We start from the raw sequence: 25,641 nt of genomic DNA on the forward strand, positions 1-25,641 counted from the left end.
AGCTTAATGCAGATAGCATAGGGGACTTCAATTTTAAAGAAAATAATATATTGTACAACTATAAGTTCATATTTTTGTAAAAAAGTTATTGTAAACGATTTCAAATCGTGGTAATATTTACTAAAATAACTTAGGTCATATGATGACCTAATGTATCTTTATTCAGGAAAGTTGGGATATATATGACTGAAAGAAAGAGTAACGTTCGATGGTATTTTGCGATTGCCTTCTTTATTATCGGAGTTATCGCTTATATGGATAGATCGAACATCTCCTTAATTGCTGGACCAATGATGGAAGATTTACATATGACAAAGGCGCAATTTGGATTATTAGCTACATTCTTCTCAGCAGGTTATGCTTTAATGCAAGTACCTTCAGGGGTTATGGCTGAAAAATTCGGTCCGAAGAAGATGTTGTCGATTGCTTTGATTTGGTGGAGTGCATTTACGATTTTAACAGGGGTTGTTAAAAATCATGGTTTACTGTATTTAGTACGTTTCTTATTTGGTATCGGGGAAGCTCCGATGTACCCAGCCAATGCGGTATTCAACTCAAACTGGTTCTCTCGCGGTGAAAAAGGCCGTGCCTCTAGCTTCTTGCTTGCGGGTTCTTACTTTGGACCTGTTATTGCACCAGGCGTAACGGTTTTAATTGTCACAATGTTCAATTGGCAAGCCGTATTTTATATCTTCGGTGCGGTTGGATTTTTAATCGTATTATTATGGGCAATTATTGCAAAAGATTTGCCTGAACATCATAAGATGGTCAATGAAGCTGAGAAACGTTTCATCATGGAAAATCGTGATGTACAAAATGCTGGAGAGAAACAAAGCGCACCTTGGAGTGCCTTCTTCAAACACTTCAGCTTTTACGCAATCGCTGTACAATATTTTGTAGTACAGTTTATTGTCGGTTTATTCTTAATCTGGTTGCCGACATATGTTATGGAACAATATCATGTGAAATATACTTCTCTAGGTTTATTAGCAGGGATTCCTTGGTTAGCCATGTTGCTATGTATCTTAGGATTCGGTGCTTTATCAGATAGATTATTGCAAGCTGGGAAATCACGTTTTGTAGCACGTGGCTCTATCGCAATTATCGGTATGATTATTTTCAGTATCGGTTTGCTTTTTGCTATCCGCAGTGAAGTATTAGAAGTCAATATCGCGTGGTTAGCAGTCTGCCTAAGCGGTATGGGTATTACAACAGGTATGAGTTGGGCAGCTGCAGCAGATATCGGCCGTAACTTCTCTGGTACTGTATCAGGCTGGATGAACTTATGGGGTAACGTCGGTGCGATGCTGAGTCCATTACTTGCTGGATTCTTTGCTGATTTAATTGGTTGGACTTGGACATTACAATCTTTATTAGTACTCGTAGTCATCGCAATTGTAATGTGGTTCTTTGTAAAACCTGATACAGCTTTAGTAGCTGAAAAGGATAAATATTAAGTAAGATAATATAAGAAGTATCTATGGTTGATTCACCGAGGAAAGGCAGTGTTTCAAGATAGATGCTTCTTTTTGCGTGGTTCAAAGCTTTATTTTTCGGGAAAAGTAAAGTTAAGAAAAATTTGAAATAAAGAAAGGGAGAACAACATGATTACTGTAATTGCAAAAACGAACGTCAACGATGCAAATTATGACCGTTATTCAAGTTTAATCGGCCAATTAGTGGTTGCTTCACAAGCTGAACAAGGAAATGTCAGTTATGAACATTATGAAAATGCCAGCATTCCTAATTCCTTTGTAATTATTGAACAATGGAAAGATAGACAGGCATTGAATGCACATATTGAAGCGGATCATTTCAAAGTATATTGGCAAGAAGTTACACAACTTTGCATTAATGAGCCGACAATTCAAATGTTTGAAGATAGTGATGAAATCAGCTACGAATAAATCGCTCTGCACTCTTCTATATCAATTGGAAAGTGCTATAATATAGGTATTCGTGGATCAATGTAAAATTAAGAAATAATAAGGGGATTGAGTGTTATGATTTACCAACATGGAACTTTAGGAACTTTAATGGCCGGAATGCTGAAGGGAACAGCATCGATTGAAGAAATGCTGAAACATGGCGATTTAGGAATCGGTACGTTGGACGGATGCGACGGTGAAGTTATTATTTTGGATAACGAAGCATTTCATGCTAATGAATACGGTGAGTTCAAAAAGTTGAATGGTGATGAAATGACACCTTTTTCGACAGTGACTGATTTCAAACCTAATAAAAAATTCGACATTCATAACACTATCAGTTCGGAAAACTTGCTAGATACCATCTTAGTCAGAATGAAAAGCCAAAATTTATTTTCAGCCGTTAAGATTCATGGCAGCTTTAAAAAGGTGCATGTCCGCATGATGCCGAAACAAGAACCGCCTTATCAACGTTTGATGGAATCGGTTAATAGACAGCCAGAGTTGACGTTTGAAACAGTTAACGGTACTATCGTCGGCTTCTTTACACCAGAATTATTCCATGGCGTCGGTACAGCAGGTTTCCACTTGCACTTTGTGGACCAAGAACGCACAGTCGGCGGTCATGTCTTAGATTTTGAATTAGAGCGCGGCACAGTGGAAATTAATGATGTAGAAACATTTGAACAAAATTTCCCCGTCCATGATGAAGAATTTTTAAATGCAGATATTGACTATGAAAATATTGATGAAGAAATTCGTCTAGCTGAATAATACGTACTTTTTCAAGAGCAACCTTCTGCTTAGAGGGTTGCTTTTTGTGTTCCACTTTCTGGTTTGAAAGAGATGATACAATGGGAATGAGTAGATAACTAAGAAAAACAAAGAAAGGAATCTGTCTCATGACACATTACATAAGTTCACTGTTTCAATTCACTCGGCAGAATGTCAATTTTAAGAAAGGATTCAGGCAATGTTTATTAATGCTGATTCCTTTATTAGTCGGGTATTTTGTCGGACAGTTCCAATGGGGCTTGTTGATGGCGACAGGTACTTTGACGAACATTTATGTGTTCGGCGGTTCTAATAAGTCGAAATTACGGATTGTATGGTGGTGTGCGGTAGGGTTCACGCTTTGTATTATGCTTGGCACGATTACAGTACCCATTCCGCTTCTCTTCGGCCTCTTACTGCTGATTGTCACTGTAGTCGCTTACTACATCTTCAGTGCCTTAGAAATCCCGGGTGCTTCCTCAACCTTCTTCATTGTAACCTTTGCCTTGCCGATCAACATGCCCGTCGCACCTGCAGAAGCTTTAATGCGCGGTACAATGGTCTTTGCTGGTGGAATGTTGACGATGCTAGTACTTTGGATAATGTTGAAGTTTCAAAAGAAAAGCGGGGAAGTCAGCGCAGTAGAAAAAGAATATCAACTGTTAATCCAATTATTTCATGATTATACAAATGAAGCGCAATATAAAACGACCACGAAACAGTTAGTCGACCAATTTAAATCAACGGATAAACAATTGATTACTTCATCTGGCGCAGGTAAAAAGCAATCGAATACTCTGCATCGCCTATATTTGCTGCATAACAATGCAGAAGGAATTTTTGCTGAAATATTAGAGTTGAAAACGAAACAAGTTCAAGTATTACCGGATATATTATTAGAAATGATGGAATATGTGGAACAGAGTGTGCTACAAAACCATACATCTGAAGATCAAGTACAATGGAAAGAAAAAGTAGAACTATCACTTGATTTTCAACGGTTGGAAAAACAAATTTATCGTACCGATGAGATTTTGCACAGTCCAGAAGGACAAGTGCAATATGAGGTGCATTTACGAAAACCGCTATATGGAAAGCAACTATTCTATAATCTCACTTTAGATTCTTTAGTCTTTATGAATACCATGCGTTACTGTGTGATTATGGCTATTGCGATTTTCATTGCATTGATGTTCGATTTCGATAAAGCGTATTGGGTGCCATTGACGACACATACTATTTTGATCGGTACGAATACTATCCATAGTATGGAGCGGGCAGTCGCGCGAACAATCGGTACTTTTGCCGGGGTAATTACTTTAAGTATTATTCTCGCATTCCATCCGCCCATGCTCGTTAGTATCTTTATCTTATCTATAAGTGCCATGTTTACAGAAGCATTAGTAGGCGCTAATTATGCTTTAGCAATGATTTTCATTACGACACAAGTCATCACCTTGAATGGATTGGCTTCGGGCAAATTATCGATTCTCATTGCTTTGCCAAGAATGTTGGATGTCGTGATGGGTGTCGTTATCGCGGTTATCGGCTTGTTGATTCTAGGACGTAAAAACGCCTCGCAAACATTGCCGATTGCTATCTCTGAAGTGGTGCGCTATGAAGGATCGTTCTTTTACTATCTCTTTTCCAAAAATGCTTACCTTGAACATCAAGCACCACGCTTTGATGAAATGAAAATGAATATTAAATTAAGCAATATGTACGGTATGTATAACAACGCACATGGTGAATTATTTACTGATACACAGAAAGTCAGCCAGTATTATCCCGTCATGTTTGCGCTCGAAGAAATCAGCTTCATGCTGTCTCGTGCACAGCATAATGGCCATCCTCATACAATTGATGACGTCGAAATGGGTCAATACTTGATTGCGTTCGAAGAAATGGCTTTACATTTTGAAAAAGGTATACCGATGACATTCGGTACCGGCTTGCCATCCTTGCCGCAATATGTGCATATCCGTTCTGCCTTGTTGAATGTTCAGCAGTATACACGTTTGCAAAAATAAAAGCAGCACCTTGTTGAACTGGTTTGATTGAGAAGCGTTGAAGCGTGGTATAGTGAACTAACATTAAAATGATGAGGAGGGCGCTTATGCCTTGGACTTTAGATGATTATCCGAATACTTGGAAGAACATGGATGAATTAGAACGTAAAAAAGCAATCGATATTGCCAATGCAATGTTGGAAGATGGTTATGAAGAAGGACGTGCGATTCCGATTGCCACCGAGCAAGCTGAAAACTGGTATAAAGATGCGACGAAAAAAGAACTGGATGAATTAAAGCATAAAGATGTTACCAAACATCAGAAAGATAAAGATGCAAATCCTGAGTTGAATGAAAATGATGTCGAAGTCTATAAAGAAGATGGGAAATGGAAAGTACGCACATATGGTGCAAAACGTGCTGCGGATGATTATGATAATAAAGAAGAAGCGGTGAAACGTGCTGAACATATTGCGGATAATCGCGGTACCAAAGTACATGTGAAAAAAGCAGACGAATAAGTATCAACTGCTCAATGACGATTATTAATCCATAAATTGTGGTAAAAAAAATTAACGATTCGTGAGATGATGCAATGGTAACACGAATCGTGAGGGAGCCGCAGATTAACCAACTGCATTTAATTAAATGGACCTCTTAAAGGGTTACTCGCATAACGAGTGCCGCTTTAAGAGGTTTTTAATAGGTAATAAAAAAGAGAAATACCATTTCGGCATTTCTCTTTCTTTTCATCTGATTAAGCTTGTGTAATTTGCCAGCCATACGGTTCAGGCAATTGTGACCAATCTGATTCAAATTCTTCAGTTGTAAGTAAGCAAGCATCTAATTCTTTAGTGATTTTTTCTTGATCTAAATCTGTACCGATAATTACAAATTGAGTATGACGGTCGCCAAATTCAGGATCCCAATTTTCACGCACATCTTCACGTTCATGTAGAATCGCACGTTGTTTTGGTTCAGACATTGCTGCCACCCAGAAAGTAACCGGATGGATAGAGACTGAAGATCCTGCTTGAGACATCAAGCATGCTACATGGTTATATTGGGCTAACCAAACAATACCTTTAGCGCGTACAACTGTATTCGGCATATTTTCTAACCATTCATGGAAGCGTTCCGCATGGAAAGGTAAACGACGTTCATATACAAAGGAAGAAATACCGTACTCTTCAGTTTCAGGAGTATGTTCAGCATGACCACCATTTGTTAGTTCTTGTAACCAACCAGCAGAATTGCTGGCTTTTTCAAAATCAAATAAGCTTGTATTTAAGACATCGCTCAATTCTACTTCTGAGTTGACTGTGCGGATGAAGCGGGCAGTAGGTTGCAATTTACGCAAGATGCCTTCTAAACGATCTAATTGTTCTTCGGTTACTAAGTCTGTTTTATTCAATACAAGCACATCGCAAAATTCTACTTGGTCAATCAATAAATCAGCGATAGTACGTTCATCCTCATCACTAGCACCTTGTTCACGATCGACGAGCAAATCTTCAGACTTAATATCATTGATGAAGCGGTTCGCGTCAACTACTGTCACCATCGTATCTAGACGACAAATGCTAGTGAGGTCGATGCCTAATTCGTCGTCAATGTATGAGAAAGTTTGAGCAACTGGTACAGGTTCAGAAATACCAGTAGATTCAATCACGATTTGATCAATACCGCCGCGTTCTACAATACGTTCTACTTCTTGTAATAAGTCTTCGCGTAAAGTACAGCAGATACAGCCATTTGATAATTCAACTAATTTTTCATCAGTACGTGAAAGCCCCCCGCCTTCAACGACTAAATCTTTATCAATATTGACTTCACTCATATCATTGACAATGACAGCAATACGTAATCCTTCTCTATTTTGTAAAATATGGTTTAATAATGTTGTTTTTCCTGAGCCGAGGTAACCACTCAGTACCGTTACAGGTATTTTAGCCATAAAAAAATCCTCCTATTTATCTATGCACATTTCGTTAATCGTAATAATTACGATTTATATTGTATAGAAAAAAACGACTCGGCGCAAGATGCAAAAATTTTTCTTTTTAAAAAGGGAGAGGAAAACTAGAGATTCGCTAGACTAGAGATAAAGTCAAAATAATTTTTAGAGTTATTTTTTGGAAATGAAATAAATTTAGTTTGCATGTGAACTCCGTTATAATATAAGTGTGTAAAGAACGGAGGAAATATTATGTATGTAGAAAGAAGAGAAACGCTAAATATAAACGCGCTTAAAAGAGATGTCCAGCGCAATATTACAAAATTTCAAGACAATCATTATCAGATAGAAGAGCTTGTTGATTTTGTCAGCTTGCATCATTTATATGCTTCCGCCTTAGAAGAGGTCAGTACTAAACTCAGTATTTTAGATAATGATTTTCAGATTCTTTATGAACATAATCCGATCCATCATATGGAACGTCGCGTAAAGGAAATCAGCAGTTTAGTCCGAAAATTAGAAATGCGCGGGCTGCCTGTGACGACAGAGTCTGCGCGAGAGAACATTACGGATATTGCGGGTATTCGCGTAGTGTGCAATTACTTAGAAGATATCGAAGTGGTAGCTTCATTATTATTAAAACAAGCTGACGTCAAGCTGTTGAAAAGAAAAGACTATGTGAAAAGCCCGAAAGAGAAGGGCTACCGCAGTTTACATCTCGTAGTTTCAATTCCAGTATTTTTGACAGATAATGTAGAACATGTCCCAGTCGAAATCCAAATTCGCACAATCGGTATGGACATGTGGGCCAGCTTAGAACATAAATTGCGTTATAAGAATGCGACCGACACAGAGGTCTATCGAGATACACTCAAACAATGTGCAGAAGAAATCAAAGAAGTTGAAAGTAAGTTGCAACAAATGCATGGAGAAATTTTAAAGCAGAACTAGGGAGCGGGACAGAAATAATTTTTGATTAAAATTATTTCGTCTTCCCGCCCCGGCAAGGCTAACTAGAATAGAAAAAAGCTTGGGACAAGCGCATTTTCTATTCAGATAGCTACTGCCAACTATATAAAGGAAGAAATAAGTAGGGGGGACAAAACTATGTCCTCCCTTTAATTATGCGGGAGTGTCTAGAAAGCGGGTGAATCTGGGCACAAGTTTTAGAGAAGTGTCTAGAAAAGGGTGTAATCTGGACACAAGTTTCAGAGAAGTGTCTAGAAAAGGGTGTAATCTGGACACAAGTTTCAGAGAAGTGTCTAGAAAAGGGCGTAATCTAGACACAAGATTTGGAGAAGTGTCTAGAAAAGCACGTTATCAATAGAGTTGTTATTTCTAATCCGCCCTTTATCTAACTTGAAGTTAAAAGAAAAATGGAATAGTTGACCAACACAAACAGTTATATGTACAAAAAAAGCAAAAAAGTTTGAAAAATGCATATTTAGTACTTGATTTATGTATAATTATGCGTTATACTTATATATGTAAGGTTGATAAAGAGAGTAAATACAACGAAATAACTTTTTGACTTTAATTGACCAAAGTATAAATATGCAATAATAAATCAGAGATTATAAAAATAGAAATGAAATTTATATTAAAAACAAGAATAGCGCAACGACTCATTCTATAAATGACGCACGAGTTGCGCTCTACTTAATGAAGGTCGCATCAGAGAAGTGTTTGAGAAATGCTGGAAGCGGATATATAAAGATTGTAACCAATGAGTGGCAACAACATTTGAATCACTCTTTTTCAAAACGTGTTACATCTGTAAAAGCAATCAAATCGCAGCATTCATCACAAGACTCAGACCTTTAAATGACACAAGGCAGAAAAATAATAATCAATGATTTGTGTCACTTGCCACATGAAAGCAAGAACAAATGGAATTTTAAGAAAAGTGTGAAACAGTAATTCAAATTACAAACAGATAGAAATTTTGATTATGGAGTTTCACCAATTAACGGAGGTTATAACTATATGAATAACGGATTTTTCGGAAATGATTTTGACTCAATTTTTAGAAGAATGATGCAAGATATGCAAAACGCAGATGGAAATAAAAAATATTATATCAACGGCCGCGAAGTGTCACCTGAGCAATTGCAACAAATTCAACAACAACAAGCTCAAGGCGGACAACCAGCACAAGGTGTTCAAGCAGGACAACCTGGTCAAGCTGGCGGCGGTCAAGGCGGCGACGATTACTTAGAAAAAATCGGCCGTAATTTAACACAAGAAGCTAAAGACGGTTTATTAGATCCAGTTATTGGCCGTGACAAAGAAATTCAAGACACTGCAGAAGTGTTAAGCCGTAGAAATAAAAACAACCCTATCTTAGTAGGTGAAGCTGGTGTAGGTAAATCAGCAATTGTTGAAGGTTTAGCACAAGCCATTGTAAAAGGTAACGTGCCAGCTGCAATTAAAGACAAAGAAATTATTGCAGTCGATATTTCTTCATTAGAAGCAGGCACACAATATCGTGGTGCTTTTGAAGAAAATATCCAAAACTTGATTAACAGTGTAAAAGAAAGAAAAAATGTCATCTTATTCTTTGATGAAATCCATCAAATTATCGGATCTGGTTCAACTGGCGGAGACTCAGGAAGCAAAGGCTTATCTGATATCATCAAACCAGCTTTAGGTCGTGGAGAAATTTCATTAATCGGTGCTACAACTCAAGACGAATACCGTAACAACATCTTGAAAGACCCAGCATTAGCACGTCGTTTCAACGAAGTAGTTGTCAAAGAACCTTCAGCTAAAGATACTGAAGAAATCTTGAAAGGTGTACGCGAAACATTCGAAAAACACCATAACGTGAAATTACCTGACGAAGTCTTAAAAGCATGTGTAGACTTATCTATTCAATATATTCCACAACGCTTATTACCAGATAAAGCTTTAGACATCTTGGATATTACAGCTGCACACTTAGCTGCTAAAAATCCAGTTGTAGATAAAGTGGAAGTTGAAAAACAAATCAAAGAATTAGAAGATAAAAAATCTAAAGCAGTCAGCGAAGAAGCTTATTCTGAAGCAGATAAATATCAAAAACAAATTAAAGAATTACAAGACAGCTTAGAGTCAGGCAACGGCGAAGCTACAACAGCTACTGTACAAGACGTGGCTGCTACTGTAGAACGTATTACTGGCATTCCAGTATCACAAATGGACGATAATGATATCGAGCGCTTGAAAAACATTTCAAAACGCTTAAAAGATAAAATTATCGGACAAGACAAAGCCGTTGAAATGGTGTCTCGTGCAATCCGCCGTAACCGTGCAGGATTCGACGAAGGCAACAGACCAATCGGCAGCTTCTTATTCGTAGGTCCTACTGGTGTAGGTAAAACAGAATTAGCTAAACAATTATCTATCGATTTATTCGGTAACAAAGAAGCACTCATCAAATTAGACATGAGTGAATATATGGACCGTACAGCTGTATCTAAATTAATCGGTACAAGCGCTGGTTATGTTGGTTATGAAGATAACTCAAATACTTTAACTGAAAAAGTAAGACGTAATCCTTACTCAGTTATCTTATTCGATGAAATCGAAAAAGCAAACCCTCAAATCCTAACTTTATTATTACAAGTTATGGATGACGGTAACTTAACAGACGGTCAAGGTAACGTCGTAAACTTCAAAAACACAATCATCATCTGTACTTCAAACGCTGGTTTCGGAGATGAAAGTGAAAAAGAACGCGAAGACTTAATGGAAGACCTTAAAAAATTCTTCCGTCCAGAATTCCTTAACCGCTTCAACGGTATCGTAGAATTCACTCACTTAGACAAAGATGCTTTACAAGACATCATCAACTTATTACTTGACGATGTACAAAATACGCTTGAGAAAAAAGGCATCACACTAGAAGTCAGCCAAGATGCTAAAGATTGGTTAATCGACCAAGGTTACGACGAAGAACTAGGTGCACGCCCATTACGCCGTGTAGTTGAAAGAGAAGTACGTGACCGTATCACAGACTACTACCTAGAACACACTGACGTAAGTGATGTTAAAGTCACATTAGAAGACGACAACATCTTAATCAATGGTGAAAAAGTAGATTCACTATAAGTTGTAAAGCGTCAATAAATACAAATCCTAAATAGCTATTAAACAAGCACCTCGTTTCATTCCATAGCGTTTGAAGCGGGGTGCTTTTTACATAAGAGAAAAAAGGGTATAGAATGCATTAAGCGTCTAATCACAGACCATTAAAACATATTATATTAATAGCGAGGTTGCATTATGTTTATAGTCAATTTAATTATCGTACTCATCTTATTCTTATTAACCGGCTTTTTATCAGGACGCTACCAAGATAAATACCTATTTGCCAAATCCTTTTTAATCAGTGTAGGCATGGTGATTTCCGGATTCCTCTCACTCATAATTTCCGGATTCATCATCTACTGGTTGCTCATTCGCTTACTCGGCGACCGCAGCAGCATCTTCGTACTCGGCATCATCATTATCTTATTTGCCGGAATCATGAACTATTTCATCGTTCATCAACTCGTTAAATGGAACGATTACAACGAAATGCTCGTCGCCATACTGGAATACTACATACAGTGGACCACCATCTTTTTCACACTCTACCAATTCTTGACCTCCAGTCCGCAGAACCTGAAGAGCATCGCCAAACTAGAAATCTCTACTGATACCCTAGATTTGAACCTGCTCAACATCATAATCCTGCCAGTCCTCCTCATCAGCTGGATCGCACTCGCCATGGTTCGTCTGTACATTAAAGACCATAAATGGGCCGAAGAAGAAAGCCAAGCACAAGACGAAGAGAACAAAGAGAACGATTCTAATTCTACTTCTGGAAAAGAAACCTCTGGAGAGCAGAAAAGCTGAAGAAAGTACCTCAAACCTAAAAGTGTTGGAGCTATCCGCCTGGAGCTCCAACACTTTTTTAATCCTGCTCATCCTTCATTGCGTCAGCCACGCCATTATGTTCATCTTCTAAATGGTGAATAATATTTTGATAATCCGTATGATTGCGGTTTTGACTCAATTTATAAGCAGCAAATACTTCTGATACTGTAATATGAAAACCGACCACACCATGAATTTGCTGCAAGGTCTCTTCAGACAAATTGTCCCAGCGTGCACCGTCCTTTTTTTCAAAGCGGTTTAATAACTGTATCAAATCCTGCTTTACTTCACCCTCAGTTAATAAGGCGGGTTGGCCATATACTTGAATACTTTGATAATCCCATGTCGGTACATCTTCGTGACCATACCAGGTAGAGGAAACATAAGCATCTGGTCCTTGAAAGATGATTAAGACCTCATCACTATGTTCTAAAGTGTGCCACTGCGGATTCGCTTTCGCAAAGTGGCCTGCGAGTATTAAACTTTCGCCATCTTCATGAATCAGTATCGGTAAATGCGTTGCTAAAGGGCGTCCGTTTTCAGCAGTCGAAACAATGGTCGCAAAAGGATGATCATGAATAAAAGCTTTGATTTTGTTCATGTTATGTTCTTGATAATACTTCGGAATATACATTTTCATCGCCTCCAAGTCTCACTTTATTATTCCTTTTTTTATGAAAATTAATGTAAGCGATTGCATTTATAGCGAATTTGTATTAATATACTTGTATACAAGTATGTAGAAGCAAGGGGTTGTACTACACATGGGAGAAAATTATCCACAACAATGGATGGATAGCATGACAACGGGGGAGAAAGTCGCAGCTGAATTAAGACTGCAAATTGTAGAGGGGAATATAGAAGCTGGAACATGTTTGACAGAAAATCAAGTTGCCAAACAATTTAATGTCAGTCGTTCGCCTGTGCGCGATGCATTTAAATTATTAAAACAAGATCAATTGATTTGTTTAGAACGTATGGGCGCTGATGTACTGCATTTCGGCGAGGGAGAACGCCGTGAAATTTATGATTTGCGTATCATGATGGAATCTTTTGCTTTTACCAAAGTCAAGGACCATCAAAGAATAGAATTAGCGAAAGAAATGCGCAAACATTTAGAAATGATGAAAGTCGCTGTACAATTTCAAGATGCAGAGGCTTACACTGAACATGATATCAAGTTTCACGAAGTCTTAATTTATGCGACACAACATCGTTATCTGCTCAGCAGTTGGAATAATTTGAAGCCTTTAATGTTGTGTTTGATTTTGTTATCGATGAGAAAACGGATGCGTGAAGAGCCTGAAGACTTTGAACGTATTCATCACAATCACGAGGTATATGCAGAAGCAGTTGAGAAAAATGACACAGCACAATTAAAAGAAGCGTTCCATTTGAATTTTGATGATGTAGGAGATAACATTGCTGGTTTGTTTTATAGATGATTTAACTTTTGGAGGAGGATAAGCCATGAAGTATATGATTGGGGTCGATGTCGGCACAACAAGTACAAAGTCAGTTTTGTATGATGAAAATGGACAATTTATACGTAAACACAACATTGGTTACGATATGGATACACCTAACGTTGACACTTCCGAAGAGAATCCTGATGAAATTTTTGACGCAGTATTGATGACTATCAAAGCTGTGATTCGTGAAGAAAGGGTAGCTGCAGAGGATGTTAAATTGATTGCCTTCAGTGCACAAATGCATAGTTTGATAGCAATGGACAATAACCAACAACCTCTCACTGAGAGTATTACTTGGGCGGATAACCGCGCGAGCAAATATGCAGAAGCTATCCACTCTGAACATAATGGGCATGAGATTTATAAACGTACAGGAACACCGATTCATCCTATGTCGCCGTTATCTAAGATTTTTTGGATGAAACATGAGAAACCAGAAATTTATAACAACGCTAAGAAATATATCGATATTAAAAGCTATATCTTATATCAACTTTATGGCAAATATGTAATGGATCAATCTATTGGTTCAGCGACAGGCATGATGAATCTAGAAACATTAGATTGGGATAATGAAGCGCTAGATTTACTTGGCATCACTAAAGACCAATTACCTGAATTAGTACCTACAACATACGTGATGACTGGTATGAAACACCGTTATTCTAATTTATTGGGTATTAAACCTGATACTCCGATTATTGTAGGTGCCAGCGATGGTGTGCTTTCTAACTTAGGGGTGAACAGTTATAAAAAAGGAGAAGTGGCAGTCACTATTGGTACATCAGGTGCCATCAGAACAGTCATTGATCATCCGCGTACTGACGATAAAGGACGTATTTTCTGCTATGTCTTAACAGAAGACCAATATGTCATTGGCGGACCTGTTAATAATGGCGGCATCATTTTACGCTGGTTGCGTGATGAGCTCTTAGCGAGTGAAGTCGAAACAGCTAAACGACTTGGTGTCGATCCTTACGATGTCTTAACTAAGATTGCCAGCCGTGTAGAACCAGGCGCCAAAGGTTTAATCTTCCATCCTTATCTGGCTGGAGAACGTGCACCGCTCTGGAATGCGAATGCGCGTGGCTCTTACTTTGGTCTTACATTAGCGCATAAAAAAGAACACATGATCAGAGCAGCGCTTGAAGGTGTGCTTTACAATCTTTATACCGTATATCTGGCTCTAATTGAAGTGATGGGAGAAACACCGACAGCGATTAAAGCCACAGGCGGTTTTGCGAAAAGTGAAGTATGGCGTCAAATGATGGCAGATATCTTTGCGACAGATGTCATCGTGCCTGAAAGTTATGAAAGTTCATGTTTAGGCGCTTGTGTACTTGGTCTGAAAGCACTCGGTGAGATTGACGATTTCTCTATTATTGAAGAAATGGTCGGTACTACACATGCACACGAACCGAACCAAGACGCTGTAGAAACATATCAGCAACTAATCAGTATCTTTATTGATTTAAGTCGCTCTCTTGAAAGCCAATATGCTAAGATTGCAGACTTTCAACGTCATCATCTATAAATAATATAAGAGATGAGTCCATTAGAATAAGAACATCAGCGTAAAGCTGGTGTTTTTATGAAAGGGAGATGTAAACGCTTCCTCCAATTGACTCATTATCACGAAAGTGAGGAAAAACTATGTTTGGGGAAATTTGGCCGCTGATTACAGTGGTAATCGGAATTTTGATTTTATTAGCCTTAATTATTCTATTGAAGTTAAATACTTTTATTGCATTGATTATTACCTCCATGGTTACTGCCATCTTACTGGGCATGCCATTAGACAAAGTAGTTGAAACCGTTGAAAAAGGAATGGGCAGCACGCTGGGTCACATCGCGATTATCTTCGGTTTAGGGGCTATCTTGGGTAAATTATTATCAGACGGTGGCGGTGCAACACGCATTGCTGATACCTTGATTGAAAAATTCGGTGAGAAAAATGTGCAATGGGCAATGGTAATTGCAGCATTCGTCATCGGTATTGCGTTATTCTTCGAAGTAGGATTAGTCTTATTAATTCCACTTGTCTTTACATTAGCAAAACGTACTAAAGTTTCACCATTGAAAATCGGTTTGCCGATGATTACTGCATTATCAGTGACACACGGTTTCTTGCCACCGCATCCTGGTCCAGTGGTTATTGCAAAAGAATTGCATGCTAATTTAGGACAAGTATTGATGTTCGGTATTATTATCGCCATTCCAGTAACTATTATTGCAGGACCGTTATTCGGCAGAATCGCTCCGAAATTAACACCGACTGCTTATACACGTGAAGGCGATATTTCATCATTAGGTGCACAACGAGAATTTAAACCTTCCGAAATGCCAAGCTTCGGCATCAGTGTATTGACTGCTACTTTACCGGTTATTTTAATGTTAATTGCTACAATAGTGCAATTAGCTACCGGTTCTGTAGACGGCGGAAAGAATATTCTTGAAAAGATTATTTACTTCATCGGTACAGCTGATACAGCAATGTTAATCGCAGTATTATTCGCGATGTTTACAATGGGCTTTAAACAAGGACGTAAAAATAAAGAAATTATGACTTCAGTTACAGAAGCGATTTATCCAATCGGTATGATGATCTTAATCATCGGCGGCGGCGGTACTTTCAAACAAGTACTCATCGACGGCGGTGTCGGCGATACGATTGCTAAAATGTTCGAAGGCTCTACAATGTCTCCAATCTTATTAGCATGGATTGTCGCAGCAGTCTTAAGATTAGCACTCGGTTCAGCAACCGTTGCAGCGATTTCTACTACAGGTATCGTGTTGCCATTGCTTCAAGCAAGCGATGTCAACGTCGCACTTGTAGTATTGGCAATCGGTGCCGGAAGTGTTATCTGTTCACACGTCAACGATGCCGGATTCTGGATGTTCAAAGAATATTTCGGACTGACAGTTAAAGAAACATTCTTAACATGGTCACTTCTGGAAACAGTTATTTCTGTATCTGGTATCATTTTCATCTTATTTATCAGCTTATTTGTATAAGCACAAACTTCGGCGGCTACGGCTGCCGATTTTTTTGTTATAGTAAAGATAATAGAGAAAAAGGCGGTGAGCAAGATGGCGAAAATTGTTTTGACAGAAGGTGTTTCGCAAATTGCACAAACTATCATCAAGACATTTTCAGAAGCGGAAATTCCGCTGACTGTACTCGTAGATACCTCTGTGTATACTACAGACGCGCATCCCTATATTACCTATCAGCCTATTGATTGGTTGAATCCTCAAGAATGGGAGCGTCACTTAAATGGAGCAGAATATGTTATTTTCAATGTCCACAGTAAAATGTTCAACAGCAGTTTGTGGCATGGCTATCGCTCAGATCTGAGACGCTTGATCGGACAGTTTGTGCGCTGCTGTACTCCTCGCCATATAATTGAATTGACCTTGAAGAAAGAAGTGCCTATATTTGCAGAAGCTGAGATATATGCCTTGCCGAAATCTTACTTTTTCAGCAATAGTAATGTGCATACCGAAACGGCTTCATCTCTGCAAGCTATGCAAGTACGCGCCACAGACACACCTGCGACTTTGTTGAAAGCATACGCCACCTATTTGCATAAAGTGACATGCGGACTTATCGAAATTAGTGATTGGCCGCAGCAATATAATATTTATCTTAAAGGCACCCAACGTCCGCTTATTGCGATGCATCCTCAAACGATGCATGCTGTAGAAGGCATACAATTGCACATTCTGCCAGAAGGATTGCTTACAAAGGATGTCTCCAGCTCTTCCATGTCTTTCCTTTTCACGAAAGTGAGCCCGACAGAATTGCAGACACTGTTGTATCGTTATGAGTCTGCGTTGCCGTGGTGGCTGTATCTGTGTACGCAAGCAGTGATTCATGATGCAGTGATGGCTGGATTCGGAAGATGGTTAAGAGTGTACAGAAGTCCTAAAGATTGAGATGATATGGGTAAAGAATGCTTTGGAGAGGTGGATTGCGAAATGAATGAACGTCACTTTGATTTGTTGGAGCTGTTAGTGGAGTACAATACGGAGAGTCCGCCGGCGCGTAATACGGATCCGTTGCAGGATGAGATTCAAGCGTTTCTGGAGGAGAATGGATTTGAGGTGCAGCGTCGTAAAATGTATGACCATGATAGTATTGTGGTCGGTGTGTTGAAGGGTAAAGATCCGCGTGCGCCGAAGTTGATCTTGAATGGTCATGTGGATGTTGCGAATGTGGAAGATCCGAAGTATTGGACGTATCCGCCGTTTGAATTGACGGAGGTGGATGATTGGCTGTATGGCCGCGGTGTGAGTGATATGAAGGGCGGTGTCGCATCGTTATTCTATGTGTTGGAGCGTCTGCGCAAAGAGGGCGTTGAACCTGAGGGCGATATTATTGTGCAGTCGGTTGTCGGCGAAGAAGTCGGTGAAGCGGGGACGAAATATGCTTGTGAGATGAGTCCTGAAGCGGATTTGGCTTTAGTGATGGACACAAGTGATAACCAAGCGCTCGGGCAAGGCGGCGTAATCACAGGTTGGATTACGGTGCAAAGCAAGGAGACAGTGCATGACGGTGCACGCAGTCAGATGGTGCATGCTGGCGGCGGTTTGTATGGTGCCAGTGCGATTGAGAAAATGGCTAAGATTATCACGGCACTGAAAGAATTAGAGCAGCATTGGGCAGTTATGAAGTCTTATCCGGATATGCCGTCAGGGGCAAATACGATTAATCCTGCGGTGATTGAAGGCGGCCGTAATCCGGCGTTTATTGCGGATGAATGTCGCTTATGGGTGACGGTGCATTTCTTGCCGGATGAGGATTATCATGAGGCCGTGGAGGAAATTGAGGCGTACTTGAATCGCGTGGCAGAGGCGGATGTCTGGCTGCGTGAGAATCCTTTGCAATTTGACTGGGGCGGCACGTCGATGATTGAAGACCGCGGCGAAGTCTTCCCAAGCTTTACCTTGCCGTTAGAACATCCTGGCTACAAGATGTTGGAAGCGGCGCATGAAGCAGTTCATGACGAACAACTCGTATCCGGTATGACGACGACTGTAACTGACGGCGGCTGGTTGGCCGATGCTGGTGTGCCTACCATTTTATATGGTCCCGGCAGTTTAACGGAGGCGCATAGTGTGGATGAAAAGGTAAAGAAAGAAGAGTTGGCCCACTATAGTGAGGTGCTCTACAAATTCTTGAAGTCGTGGTATGCGAATCCTGAGAAATAATAATATGTATATGAAAGAAGCTGTCCTGAAGGTTGAGGACAGCTTCTTTAAGTTGTGATGGTGGTAGGGTAGTTGGCGGAGAAGGTCGAAAGTGTCTAGGCACGGGTCGGCCGCCTATACAGTTAGAGTCAAAAGTGTCTAGGCACAGATCGGCCGCCTATACAATTTGCCTACTAGAAACCTCCATCGCCTTAAAAAATAAAAAAGCAAAACCTCCAACCTGAAATTAAGATTGGAGGTTTTAACCTTTTTCTAGCGATTGCTATTAAAAGAATTTTTTAAGCGTGAAATCCACCCGCGTCTAGGACGATTCGCTTTATGCGGTCGGTTCTCAACGACTTGTGTTTCATGTTTGTTGATAGTTTTGGCACGTTCAACCGCTTCGTGCATCATATATAATTGTGAATTCAATGGTAATTGATTGTTATTCACATAATGATAAACACCGTTTTGGTCTTGATAACGTCCTTTTTGGTTATCAGAAAGTTGCAAGTTCAAGAATTTCAATAGACGTTCTCTGATTTTTTGATCATGCACTGGGAATAAGATTTCCACACGTTTAATCATATTACGTGTCATAGCATCAGCAGATGATAAATAGATTTTTTCATCGCCGTTGTTATGGAAGTAATAGATACGAGAGTGTTCTAAGAAACGACCTACAATGCTGACTACTTCAATATTTTCACTGACACCTGGGATACCTGGTTTCAAGCAGCAGATACCACGGATGACTAATTGAATCTTCACGCCGGCTTGAGAAGCTTCAAACAATTTCTTGATAATTGTTTTATCAGTTAAAGAGTTCATTTTCATAATAATGTGGCCATTGCCGTTTTCTTTATGATTTTTAATTTCAGTATCAATACGTTCTACAAAGACATCGCGAATATCAAATGGTGCTACAATCAATTCGTTATAGTGCGGTTTTAGAGAATAGCCGCTTAAATAGTTGAAGAAATTGATAGCATCTTCCGCAATACCTTTATCAGTAGTGATGATACCCATATCTGTATAGATTTCAGCAGTTTTGTCATTGTAATTGCCTGTACCTAAATGTACGAATGGTACTAACTGACCTTTTAGTCGTTTAACAACCAACGTAATTTTACTGTGTGTTTTCAAATGTGTCATACCATAAATCACGTGGCATCCTGCATCTTCCAACATTCGTGCCCAATGTACGTTGTTTTCTTCATCGAAACGTGCTTTCAATTCTACAAGCACTGTCACTTGTTTTCCTTTTTCAGCAGCGTTCTTCAAGCTCTTAATAATAGGTGAATCTTTACTTACGCGGTATAAAGTCTGTTTGATCGCGATTGTGTCAGGATCTTCAGAAGCTTCTCTGATAAAGTCTACAATCGGTTCGAAAGATTCATATGGGTGATGGAAGAAAATATCGCGTTTTAAAGCTAAATCATAAATATTATTGTAGCCTAATGAAGCAGGGACTTGCGGTGTATATGGATCATAACGCAAGTTGCTTAAATCAGGTGTCAAACGTCCGACTAGACCAAATAACATTGTTAAATCTAATGGGCCGTCTACAAAATAAATATCATTATCATGGATTTCTAATTGTTCTTTCAGTTCTTGAATATCTGATTCATTCGCATTACGCGCATCTACTTCTAAACGAACAGCAGAACCGCTTTTACGCATTTTTAAGAAACGTTCAATTTCAATTAATAAATCTTCCGCACCATCTTCATGAATCGTCAAGTCAGCATTTCTTGTGATTCTGAAAGTGAAAGTATTACGGATGTCATAGCCTTGGAAAAGATATTCGATAAAGTAATCAATCACATCTTCTACCATTAAGACATATTGTTTGCCGTCTTTTTTCATGATCATGAAGCGGTCAATTAATGAAGGGATTTGAACAATTGCAGTGTTAGTTGAATCGTCAGTATCTAACTCCACAAAGATATTTAAGCTTTTATTAACCAATTTAGGGAAAGGATGGTACGCATCAATGCCGAGCGGTGTAAGTGTCGGCAAAATATTGTCTCTGAATTCGCGTTCCAATTGTTCTTGTAAGTCATCGTCTAATGCTTCAGGTTTAGTTGTAATGACATCATATTCTCGTAAATCTTCAGTTAATTCGTTATAGCGTTCATATTGCAAATCCACTAATTTCGCATTTTTCTTTTTGATAGCGTCCAATTGTTCTTTGGGCGTCATTTGTGATTTGTTTTCCGGTTTATTGAAATTCATTTTGACTTGGTCTTGTAATCCGGCAACACGGACCATGAAAAATTCATCTAAGTTCGAAGCGAAAATCGCCACGAAATTTAATTGTTCTAGTAAAGGATTTGTTTTGTCGCTCGCTTCTTGTAATACTCGGTAGTTAAAGTCGAGCCAGCTTAATTCTCGGTTGTTATAGTATTCTGGTTGATTGATGTCTTTTTCTATGACTTGATTTTGCATAATGGCCACCCCACGGTAAATAAATAGACTATTTGTATATTAATTTAATAAAATCAAAAGATAAACATCATAGGTGATGTGTCTTAGATGTCAGTAGTTTACAATTTAATTGTTCGACGGATGCAAGAATACAATTTAATGTAATAAGTAAATCATTGCATTCAAACTCATTTTTTTCATATACATCCATTAGTACATTAACATAGAAATGTTAAGATTTTGTAAAGTTAATAGATACTTTTGCTTTTAAAACTTTTTCAAGATGTTTCTTTTGGCGATTTGCTTGATATTCTTCCGCAATTGGATTATCAGTGTGGAAAGCATTTAAAATGTAGTGATCTTTATCTTTCTTTTCAAGTTCAACGCGTTTCACAGGGTTTGTATGCGAAACATTCAAAGCATCAATAAATTTGATAATACCGCCTAATGATTGTAAATCGCTCAGTTCATCACTATCGAGCCAACCTGTTTCGTTATTGTAGAATTTCAATAACGATTTGTTTTTAAAGCTTGCCATCATAGCAAGTTTCACTCGGTCGTGATGGTTGAAACCGTCAATCATTGAGTTGGAAATAATGTAATACGTATGTTGGGAACCTGAGTCTGAATCGATGAAACGTCCTAAATAATAAACATAGGCAGCTTGCTCGAATAAACGTTTTTCCTTATCGGATAAAGAAATCGTGTCCAATTCAGTCAGCTGTTCTAATAAATCTCTTGCTAGCACGACACGTTGCTCAGCGCCAGCTTGTTCATGTTTATACGCATTTGATAACTGGTAAAGTGCACGATCTTGAACGTTAAAACGATCAAATGCGTCTGGATACTTTTGGTTCAGATGATTCATCACGTAACCTTCACGCAGACCTTTTCTAGAAAAAGTAAATTGCGTCGCATCCACTTGTTTGAACAAAGCTTTGAACACTGCAACGGCTGGTAAAATAATATCGACACGGTCGCGGCTTAAGCCGTCTAAATTCGTCAAGTCGTCACGTGAACTCTCTTTAATCAAAGCGAACACTTGATCTAAGTCTTTACCTGACATTGAATAACAATGCACGCCTCCGATAGGATAAGAAACTTCTGATTGATGAATACGCGCAGTATTACGTGCAGAACCGCCGACACCGACTAATGCAACCTTTTGATTATTAATCCAGCTCAATGCACTGAACTCTTTTTCCAAGAATTTCTGCATTTTTTTAATAGCATCCTTATCATCGTGCGCTTTATCACCAAAGAATTTACGTGTTAAAGTAACGACACCGAATGGGAAACTGTGCGAATGAATAAGTTCTTTATCTTTGAAAAGTGTGACTTCAGTAGAGCCGCCTCCGATATCGACTGAAAGTCCATTTTCGATATCAGTGGAATTGATAATCGCGTAAAATCCGTAAAATGCCTCATCCAATTCAGGCACAATCGAAATTTTAATGCCTAATTTCTTCTTCGTTTGTTTTAAAATATCGTCGCGGTTCTTGGATTGACGAATCGCTGCTGTTGCGATTGGATGCAATTCATCAACTTTATAAGCATCTGCCACTTTTTTAAAACTTTCTAAGGAATCGATCAATACATCAATCCCTTCTTGATTCATAGTCAAATCATCTTCCAAATATTGACTAAGTCGTGCTGGTGTTTTAATATTTTGTATTTCAGAAAGACCTGTTTCTTTATCATACTCAAAGACAACAAGTCTGATGGTGTTGGAACCGATGTCAATTAAACCAATGCGTTTCATAATAACCCCCTCAGATTGCTTAGAAGAAGTCAGTATTCGGTTAAATAATTTTCTGGCCGGAAATATCATAAATTTCTAACTCCTTCTATGAAAAAATGTAATCGCTTAACGCCTTGCCCGGCAAGAGAAATCACATTTTCTTTTCACTTTAATTTTATCACAAAGTGCAAGTTTGCACATTATCTGTATAGACTAAAATACATTATAAATGCACTTTTTGTAGAAAAATAATTTCTGAGAAAAGTAACGAATTTTAAAATTTGAAGTGATATTGAAAGTTTATTTACAATAATGATGATATAATACCAATATATAATTAAAAATGGGGAAAGAGGTAGGCTTATGAAACGTAGCTTTCTAGCAATAGTGTTGCTGTTAGCGGGCATCTTTTTATTAGCAGCATGTGGGAAAGATCAATCTAAAACCTATGAAGGCGACATCGAAGGCGCTGACGTCATCACAACGTTAACTTATAAAGGTGATAAATTACTTAAACAATCCAGTATATTGACGATAAATTATGACGAAAACGGTATATCAAAATCAGAAGCTGAGCAAATTTTAGACGAACAAGAAAAGGTATTTAAAGGCGTTGACGGCGTTTCTTATAAAAAAGAAATAAAAAAAGATAAAGCTATTCAAAAAATCAAGATTGATTATGAAACTGATAATGTGAAAAAAATGACTAAAAAACTCGGCATCACAGGACCTGAAAAAGGTAAAGATTATGTGAATGTCAAAGATGTGGAACGTGCTATGAAAAAAGCAGGCTTTGAAGAAAAGAAACCATTGAAAGATAATGACTAAAAAAAGATGAAACTGCAGTAAGTCGCAAAGTTGCGACGAGCTGCAGTTTTTTATCTCTGTGAACTGTCCTCAAGGCACAGTTTGAAACAGACAATAAGGTCACTTTCGAGTAAAATAAGTTCAGAACAATTAATTAAGGAGTGTATACATGACAACTAACACCTTAGAATATCTCCAAGCATTAGAAGGCCGCTGTCAGTTGAGCGACACAGAACAAGCACAGTTCAATCAGATTACAAAAGGGCAGGAGGGGGAAACCCTTCTCGCAACAGCACTCGATAATGTACCAGACATAAATTATATAGCTGATCTGCAACTAGGAGAGAAATATCACGAAACACAAATCGACTTTGTAGTCCTCACGCCGCAATCCATTTTCCTCATTGAAAACAAACACTATCAAAGCAGCTATCAATTCACAGATGGCCACTTATACTCTCGGAACCACAAACGTGTAGATAATCCTTTTTTACAAATGCATGACGCACGCGAATGCTTTATGCATCATTTTCCAGAACTCTCCCACCAATTCAAAATAATGTCTATTTTAACCTTTTCACACCCTCAATTCAGCCTGCGAGGCGATTTATCTGCGCAAGGTACTTATTTCCTGCCCAATGAATTTCATCAATTCAAACACCTCTTCAGCTATGGTAAGACCCCCAAACTTCTTTTTATTAAAAAGCAAATTCTTTCGAAAAATACAAACCTTGAAGAGAAATACATGACAGTAAAACGCCGCCCGTTGCATGAAGTGGCAAGCGGAATAAAATGCCCACATTGCAAGAAAATAATATTAGAGTGCGGTACTGACATTTCGAGTTCAAATTATATTGTATGTTCGTATTGTCATTCTTCGTTAAAAAAATCAGCACTTATATACGCAGCTTTGAAAGATTTATACCTTATCAAAGGGGAACCAATTACCTCCAGAGAAGCAAGACATTGGATAGGAGACGTTGGCATATCCAGACATTCGATTTACACAATTCTGAAGAAAAACTTTAAAAGTAAAGGAGATAAATTTTATATACATTATTTCTTGTAGGAGGTGTGAGGGGCCAGGGGTTATGTGAAGAGAGGGAGAGTTTGATGCAGTGAGAGCGTTATAGGGCTGAAACTGTATAGGCAGCTGGCCTAGCCTATACACTTAAGGGGGAAACTGTATAGGCAGCTGGACCTAGCCTATACACTTAAGGCGGAAACTGTATAAGCAGGTGGATCTAGCCTATACACTTAGGGCGGAAACTGTATAGGCAGACGATGTGAGCCTCGACACTTTGGGCTACCCCGCCCGTCGTCCGACCCAACTGCCTTAATTTTTATCTCCGCTTAACAAATGGCTTCACGATATATGATATACTTTGTCATTGAAGCATACATATATTAATCGGAGCTATGTAAAGCGCTTTCACGTATATTAATACATATACACGCAAATATGCCCGCACACACATACGCGTCGCATTACTGCACAAACGCTCACACCAGCACCGCCACACACGAAAGCCAGCGCTCCAATTCACAACAGAGGTGAAATCATGTCGAATCCATCCGCAAGAAATAAAGATACAAAGCAACCAACGAAAGCTACAGATACAACTCACACACCATACGACACATCGAAAGTAATGAAGCGGGATTTTTGGCTCATCCCGCTTTATATCATTCTATTAAATATCGTTCCATTCCTATTAATATTGCCGTTTTGGGTATATAACAACTCCACTCACGTAAAAATTCCCAAAACGACTGAGACATTTATTTTGACGCTAGGCACCTTAATCGGGGAAATCATCTTATTGCTGATTTTCTATTTAATGCATCGCAAATATCTGATTCCGCTTGCCATCAAGCGTTTTTCTCAGGCGAAGCAGCACATCTTGCTGATTATCTCAGCATATATCGCAATGATGCTAGCTACTGCTGCTTACAATGGACTGATGAAACTATTGCCGAAAGCCTATCAATTTACTGAAACACAAAATCAACTTGTCATTTTAAAAATGTTCGATAATCCATGGGCATGGCCAGTGCTCTTCTTAGATATCGTAATTCTGACACCGTTTGTAGAAGAACTCATTTTCCGCCACCTGATCATCCATGAACTCGGTAAGAAAATCGGTTACATGACAGGAGCAGTCATCTCCGCTTTACTTTTCGCATTCGCACACGTGACAGGCGCACATTCGCCCTTCGAATACGGCACTTACCTGATTATGGCCAGTGCGCTCGTTTTTGTATACATGAAGTCAGGCAGAAATTTAGCAGCTTCCATCTCCTTGCATATGCTGATTAACTTACTAGGCTTCATTTCGATTGTCTTTCAATATATTACTTGACCCCTTACGGGAAAAAGGACTGCTGATACCGCGCAACGGTGTCAGCAATTTTTTATCTTCAACGC

General features: G+C 38.8%; 20 protein-coding genes. 16 read left to right on the forward strand and 4 right to left on the reverse strand.

Annotated elements, in window-relative coordinates; translation table 11 throughout:
• Positions 1 to 182 precede the first annotated feature (182 nt).
• The 5 genes from CKV71_RS02705 to CKV71_RS02725 all read left to right on the forward strand — a co-directional run bounded on the left by CKV71_RS02705 (position 183) and on the right by CKV71_RS02725 (position 5,232).
• On the forward strand, positions 183 to 1,457 hold the full coding sequence (locus CKV71_RS02705; protein WP_095103558.1) for a pyruvate MFS transporter: 1,275 nt from the start codon (positions 183 to 185) through the stop codon (positions 1,455 to 1,457).
• A 147-nt stretch (positions 1,458 to 1,604) separates the two neighbouring features.
• A complete protein-coding gene (locus CKV71_RS02710; protein WP_095103560.1) occupies positions 1,605 to 1,907 on the forward strand; it encodes a putative quinol monooxygenase in 303 nt (100 codons plus the stop codon).
• A gap of 87 nt (positions 1,908 to 1,994) precedes the next feature.
• Positions 1,995 to 2,702 carry an acetolactate decarboxylase gene (gene budA / locus CKV71_RS02715; protein WP_164711971.1) on the forward strand — a complete coding sequence of 236 codons (708 nt, stop codon included), beginning with the start codon at positions 1,995 to 1,997 and terminating at the stop codon, positions 2,700 to 2,702.
• Positions 2,703 to 2,830: 128 nt separating this feature from the next.
• On the forward strand, positions 2,831 to 4,732 hold the full coding sequence (locus tag CKV71_RS02720) for an FUSC family protein (protein ID WP_095103564.1): 1,902 nt from the start codon (positions 2,831 to 2,833) through the stop codon (positions 4,730 to 4,732).
• Positions 4,733 to 4,818: 86 nt separating this feature from the next.
• Entirely contained in the window at positions 4,819 to 5,232 is a 414-nt protein-coding gene (locus CKV71_RS02725; protein ID WP_095103569.1) for a DUF2188 domain-containing protein, read from the forward strand.
• Positions 5,233 to 5,468: 236 nt separating this feature from the next.
• On the opposite strand, the gene CKV71_RS02730 is transcribed toward CKV71_RS02725, so the two are convergent.
• On the reverse strand, positions 5,469 to 6,668 hold the full coding sequence (locus tag CKV71_RS02730; protein WP_095103572.1) for a GTP-binding protein: 1,200 nt from the start codon (positions 6,666 to 6,668) through the stop codon (positions 5,469 to 5,471).
• 252 nt (positions 6,669 to 6,920) lie between these two features.
• On the opposite strand from CKV71_RS02730, the gene CKV71_RS02735 reads away from it, so the two are divergent.
• The 3 genes from CKV71_RS02735 to CKV71_RS02745 all read left to right on the forward strand — a co-directional run bounded on the left by CKV71_RS02735 (position 6,921) and on the right by CKV71_RS02745 (position 11,549).
• Positions 6,921 to 7,619, forward strand: a complete 699-nt coding sequence (locus CKV71_RS02735) for a GTP pyrophosphokinase (protein WP_095103574.1) — start codon at positions 6,921 to 6,923, stop codon at positions 7,617 to 7,619.
• Between the two features lie 1,035 nt (positions 7,620 to 8,654).
• On the forward strand, positions 8,655 to 10,760 hold the full coding sequence (locus CKV71_RS02740; RefSeq protein WP_095103576.1) for an AAA family ATPase: 2,106 nt from the start codon (positions 8,655 to 8,657) through the stop codon (positions 10,758 to 10,760).
• 174 nt (positions 10,761 to 10,934) lie between these two features.
• Entirely contained in the window at positions 10,935 to 11,549 is a 615-nt protein-coding gene (locus CKV71_RS02745) for an SA1002 family membrane protein (RefSeq protein WP_095103578.1), read from the forward strand.
• A gap of 58 nt (positions 11,550 to 11,607) precedes the next feature.
• On the opposite strand, the gene CKV71_RS02750 is transcribed toward CKV71_RS02745, so the two are convergent.
• Entirely contained in the window at positions 11,608 to 12,204 is a 597-nt protein-coding gene (locus CKV71_RS02750; protein ID WP_095103580.1) for an FMN-binding negative transcriptional regulator, read from the reverse strand.
• A gap of 130 nt (positions 12,205 to 12,334) precedes the next feature.
• Between CKV71_RS02750 and CKV71_RS02755 the strand changes: the two genes are divergently transcribed.
• From CKV71_RS02755 to CKV71_RS02775, 5 genes are all read left to right on the forward strand, one after another.
• Entirely contained in the window at positions 12,335 to 13,015 is a 681-nt protein-coding gene (locus tag CKV71_RS02755; RefSeq protein WP_095103583.1) for a GntR family transcriptional regulator, read from the forward strand.
• Between the two features lie 25 nt (positions 13,016 to 13,040).
• Entirely contained in the window at positions 13,041 to 14,576 is a 1,536-nt protein-coding gene (gene gntK, locus CKV71_RS02760; RefSeq protein WP_095103585.1) for a gluconokinase, read from the forward strand.
• A 119-nt stretch (positions 14,577 to 14,695) separates the two neighbouring features.
• A complete protein-coding gene (locus CKV71_RS02765; RefSeq protein WP_095103587.1) occupies positions 14,696 to 16,057 on the forward strand; it encodes a gluconate:H+ symporter in 1,362 nt (453 codons plus the stop codon).
• A gap of 75 nt (positions 16,058 to 16,132) precedes the next feature.
• Positions 16,133 to 16,981 (forward strand): hypothetical protein, encoded by an 849-nt coding sequence (locus tag CKV71_RS02770; protein WP_095103589.1) that lies wholly within the window; start codon positions 16,133 to 16,135, stop codon positions 16,979 to 16,981.
• Positions 16,982 to 17,023: 42 nt separating this feature from the next.
• Positions 17,024 to 18,256 (forward strand): acetylornithine deacetylase, encoded by a 1,233-nt coding sequence (locus CKV71_RS02775; RefSeq protein ID WP_095103591.1) that lies wholly within the window; start codon positions 17,024 to 17,026, stop codon positions 18,254 to 18,256.
• A gap of 252 nt (positions 18,257 to 18,508) precedes the next feature.
• On the opposite strand, the gene CKV71_RS02780 is transcribed toward CKV71_RS02775, so the two are convergent.
• Entirely contained in the window at positions 18,509 to 20,686 is a 2,178-nt protein-coding gene (locus CKV71_RS02780; protein ID WP_095103593.1) for an RNA degradosome polyphosphate kinase, read from the reverse strand.
• A 211-nt stretch (positions 20,687 to 20,897) separates the two neighbouring features.
• Positions 20,898 to 22,430, reverse strand: coding sequence for an exopolyphosphatase (gene ppx, locus CKV71_RS02785; RefSeq protein WP_167376384.1), 1,533 nt, complete (start codon positions 22,428 to 22,430; stop codon positions 20,898 to 20,900).
• Positions 22,431 to 22,769: 339 nt separating this feature from the next.
• On the opposite strand from ppx, the gene CKV71_RS02790 reads away from it, so the two are divergent.
• From CKV71_RS02790 to CKV71_RS02800, 3 genes are all read left to right on the forward strand, one after another.
• On the forward strand, positions 22,770 to 23,234 hold the full coding sequence (locus tag CKV71_RS02790; protein WP_095103598.1) for a DUF1307 domain-containing protein: 465 nt from the start codon (positions 22,770 to 22,772) through the stop codon (positions 23,232 to 23,234).
• 148 nt (positions 23,235 to 23,382) lie between these two features.
• A complete protein-coding gene (locus tag CKV71_RS02795; protein WP_095103600.1) occupies positions 23,383 to 24,282 on the forward strand; it encodes a nuclease-related domain-containing protein in 900 nt (299 codons plus the stop codon).
• Positions 24,283 to 24,775: 493 nt separating this feature from the next.
• Positions 24,776 to 25,576 (forward strand): CPBP family intramembrane glutamic endopeptidase, encoded by an 801-nt coding sequence (locus CKV71_RS02800; protein WP_095103601.1) that lies wholly within the window; start codon positions 24,776 to 24,778, stop codon positions 25,574 to 25,576.
• Positions 25,577 to 25,641: the final 65 nt, after the last annotated feature.

The sequence above is a fragment of the Staphylococcus piscifermentans genome, from assembly GCF_900186985.1.
Lineage (GTDB): Bacteria > Bacillota > Bacilli > Staphylococcales > Staphylococcaceae > Staphylococcus > Staphylococcus piscifermentans.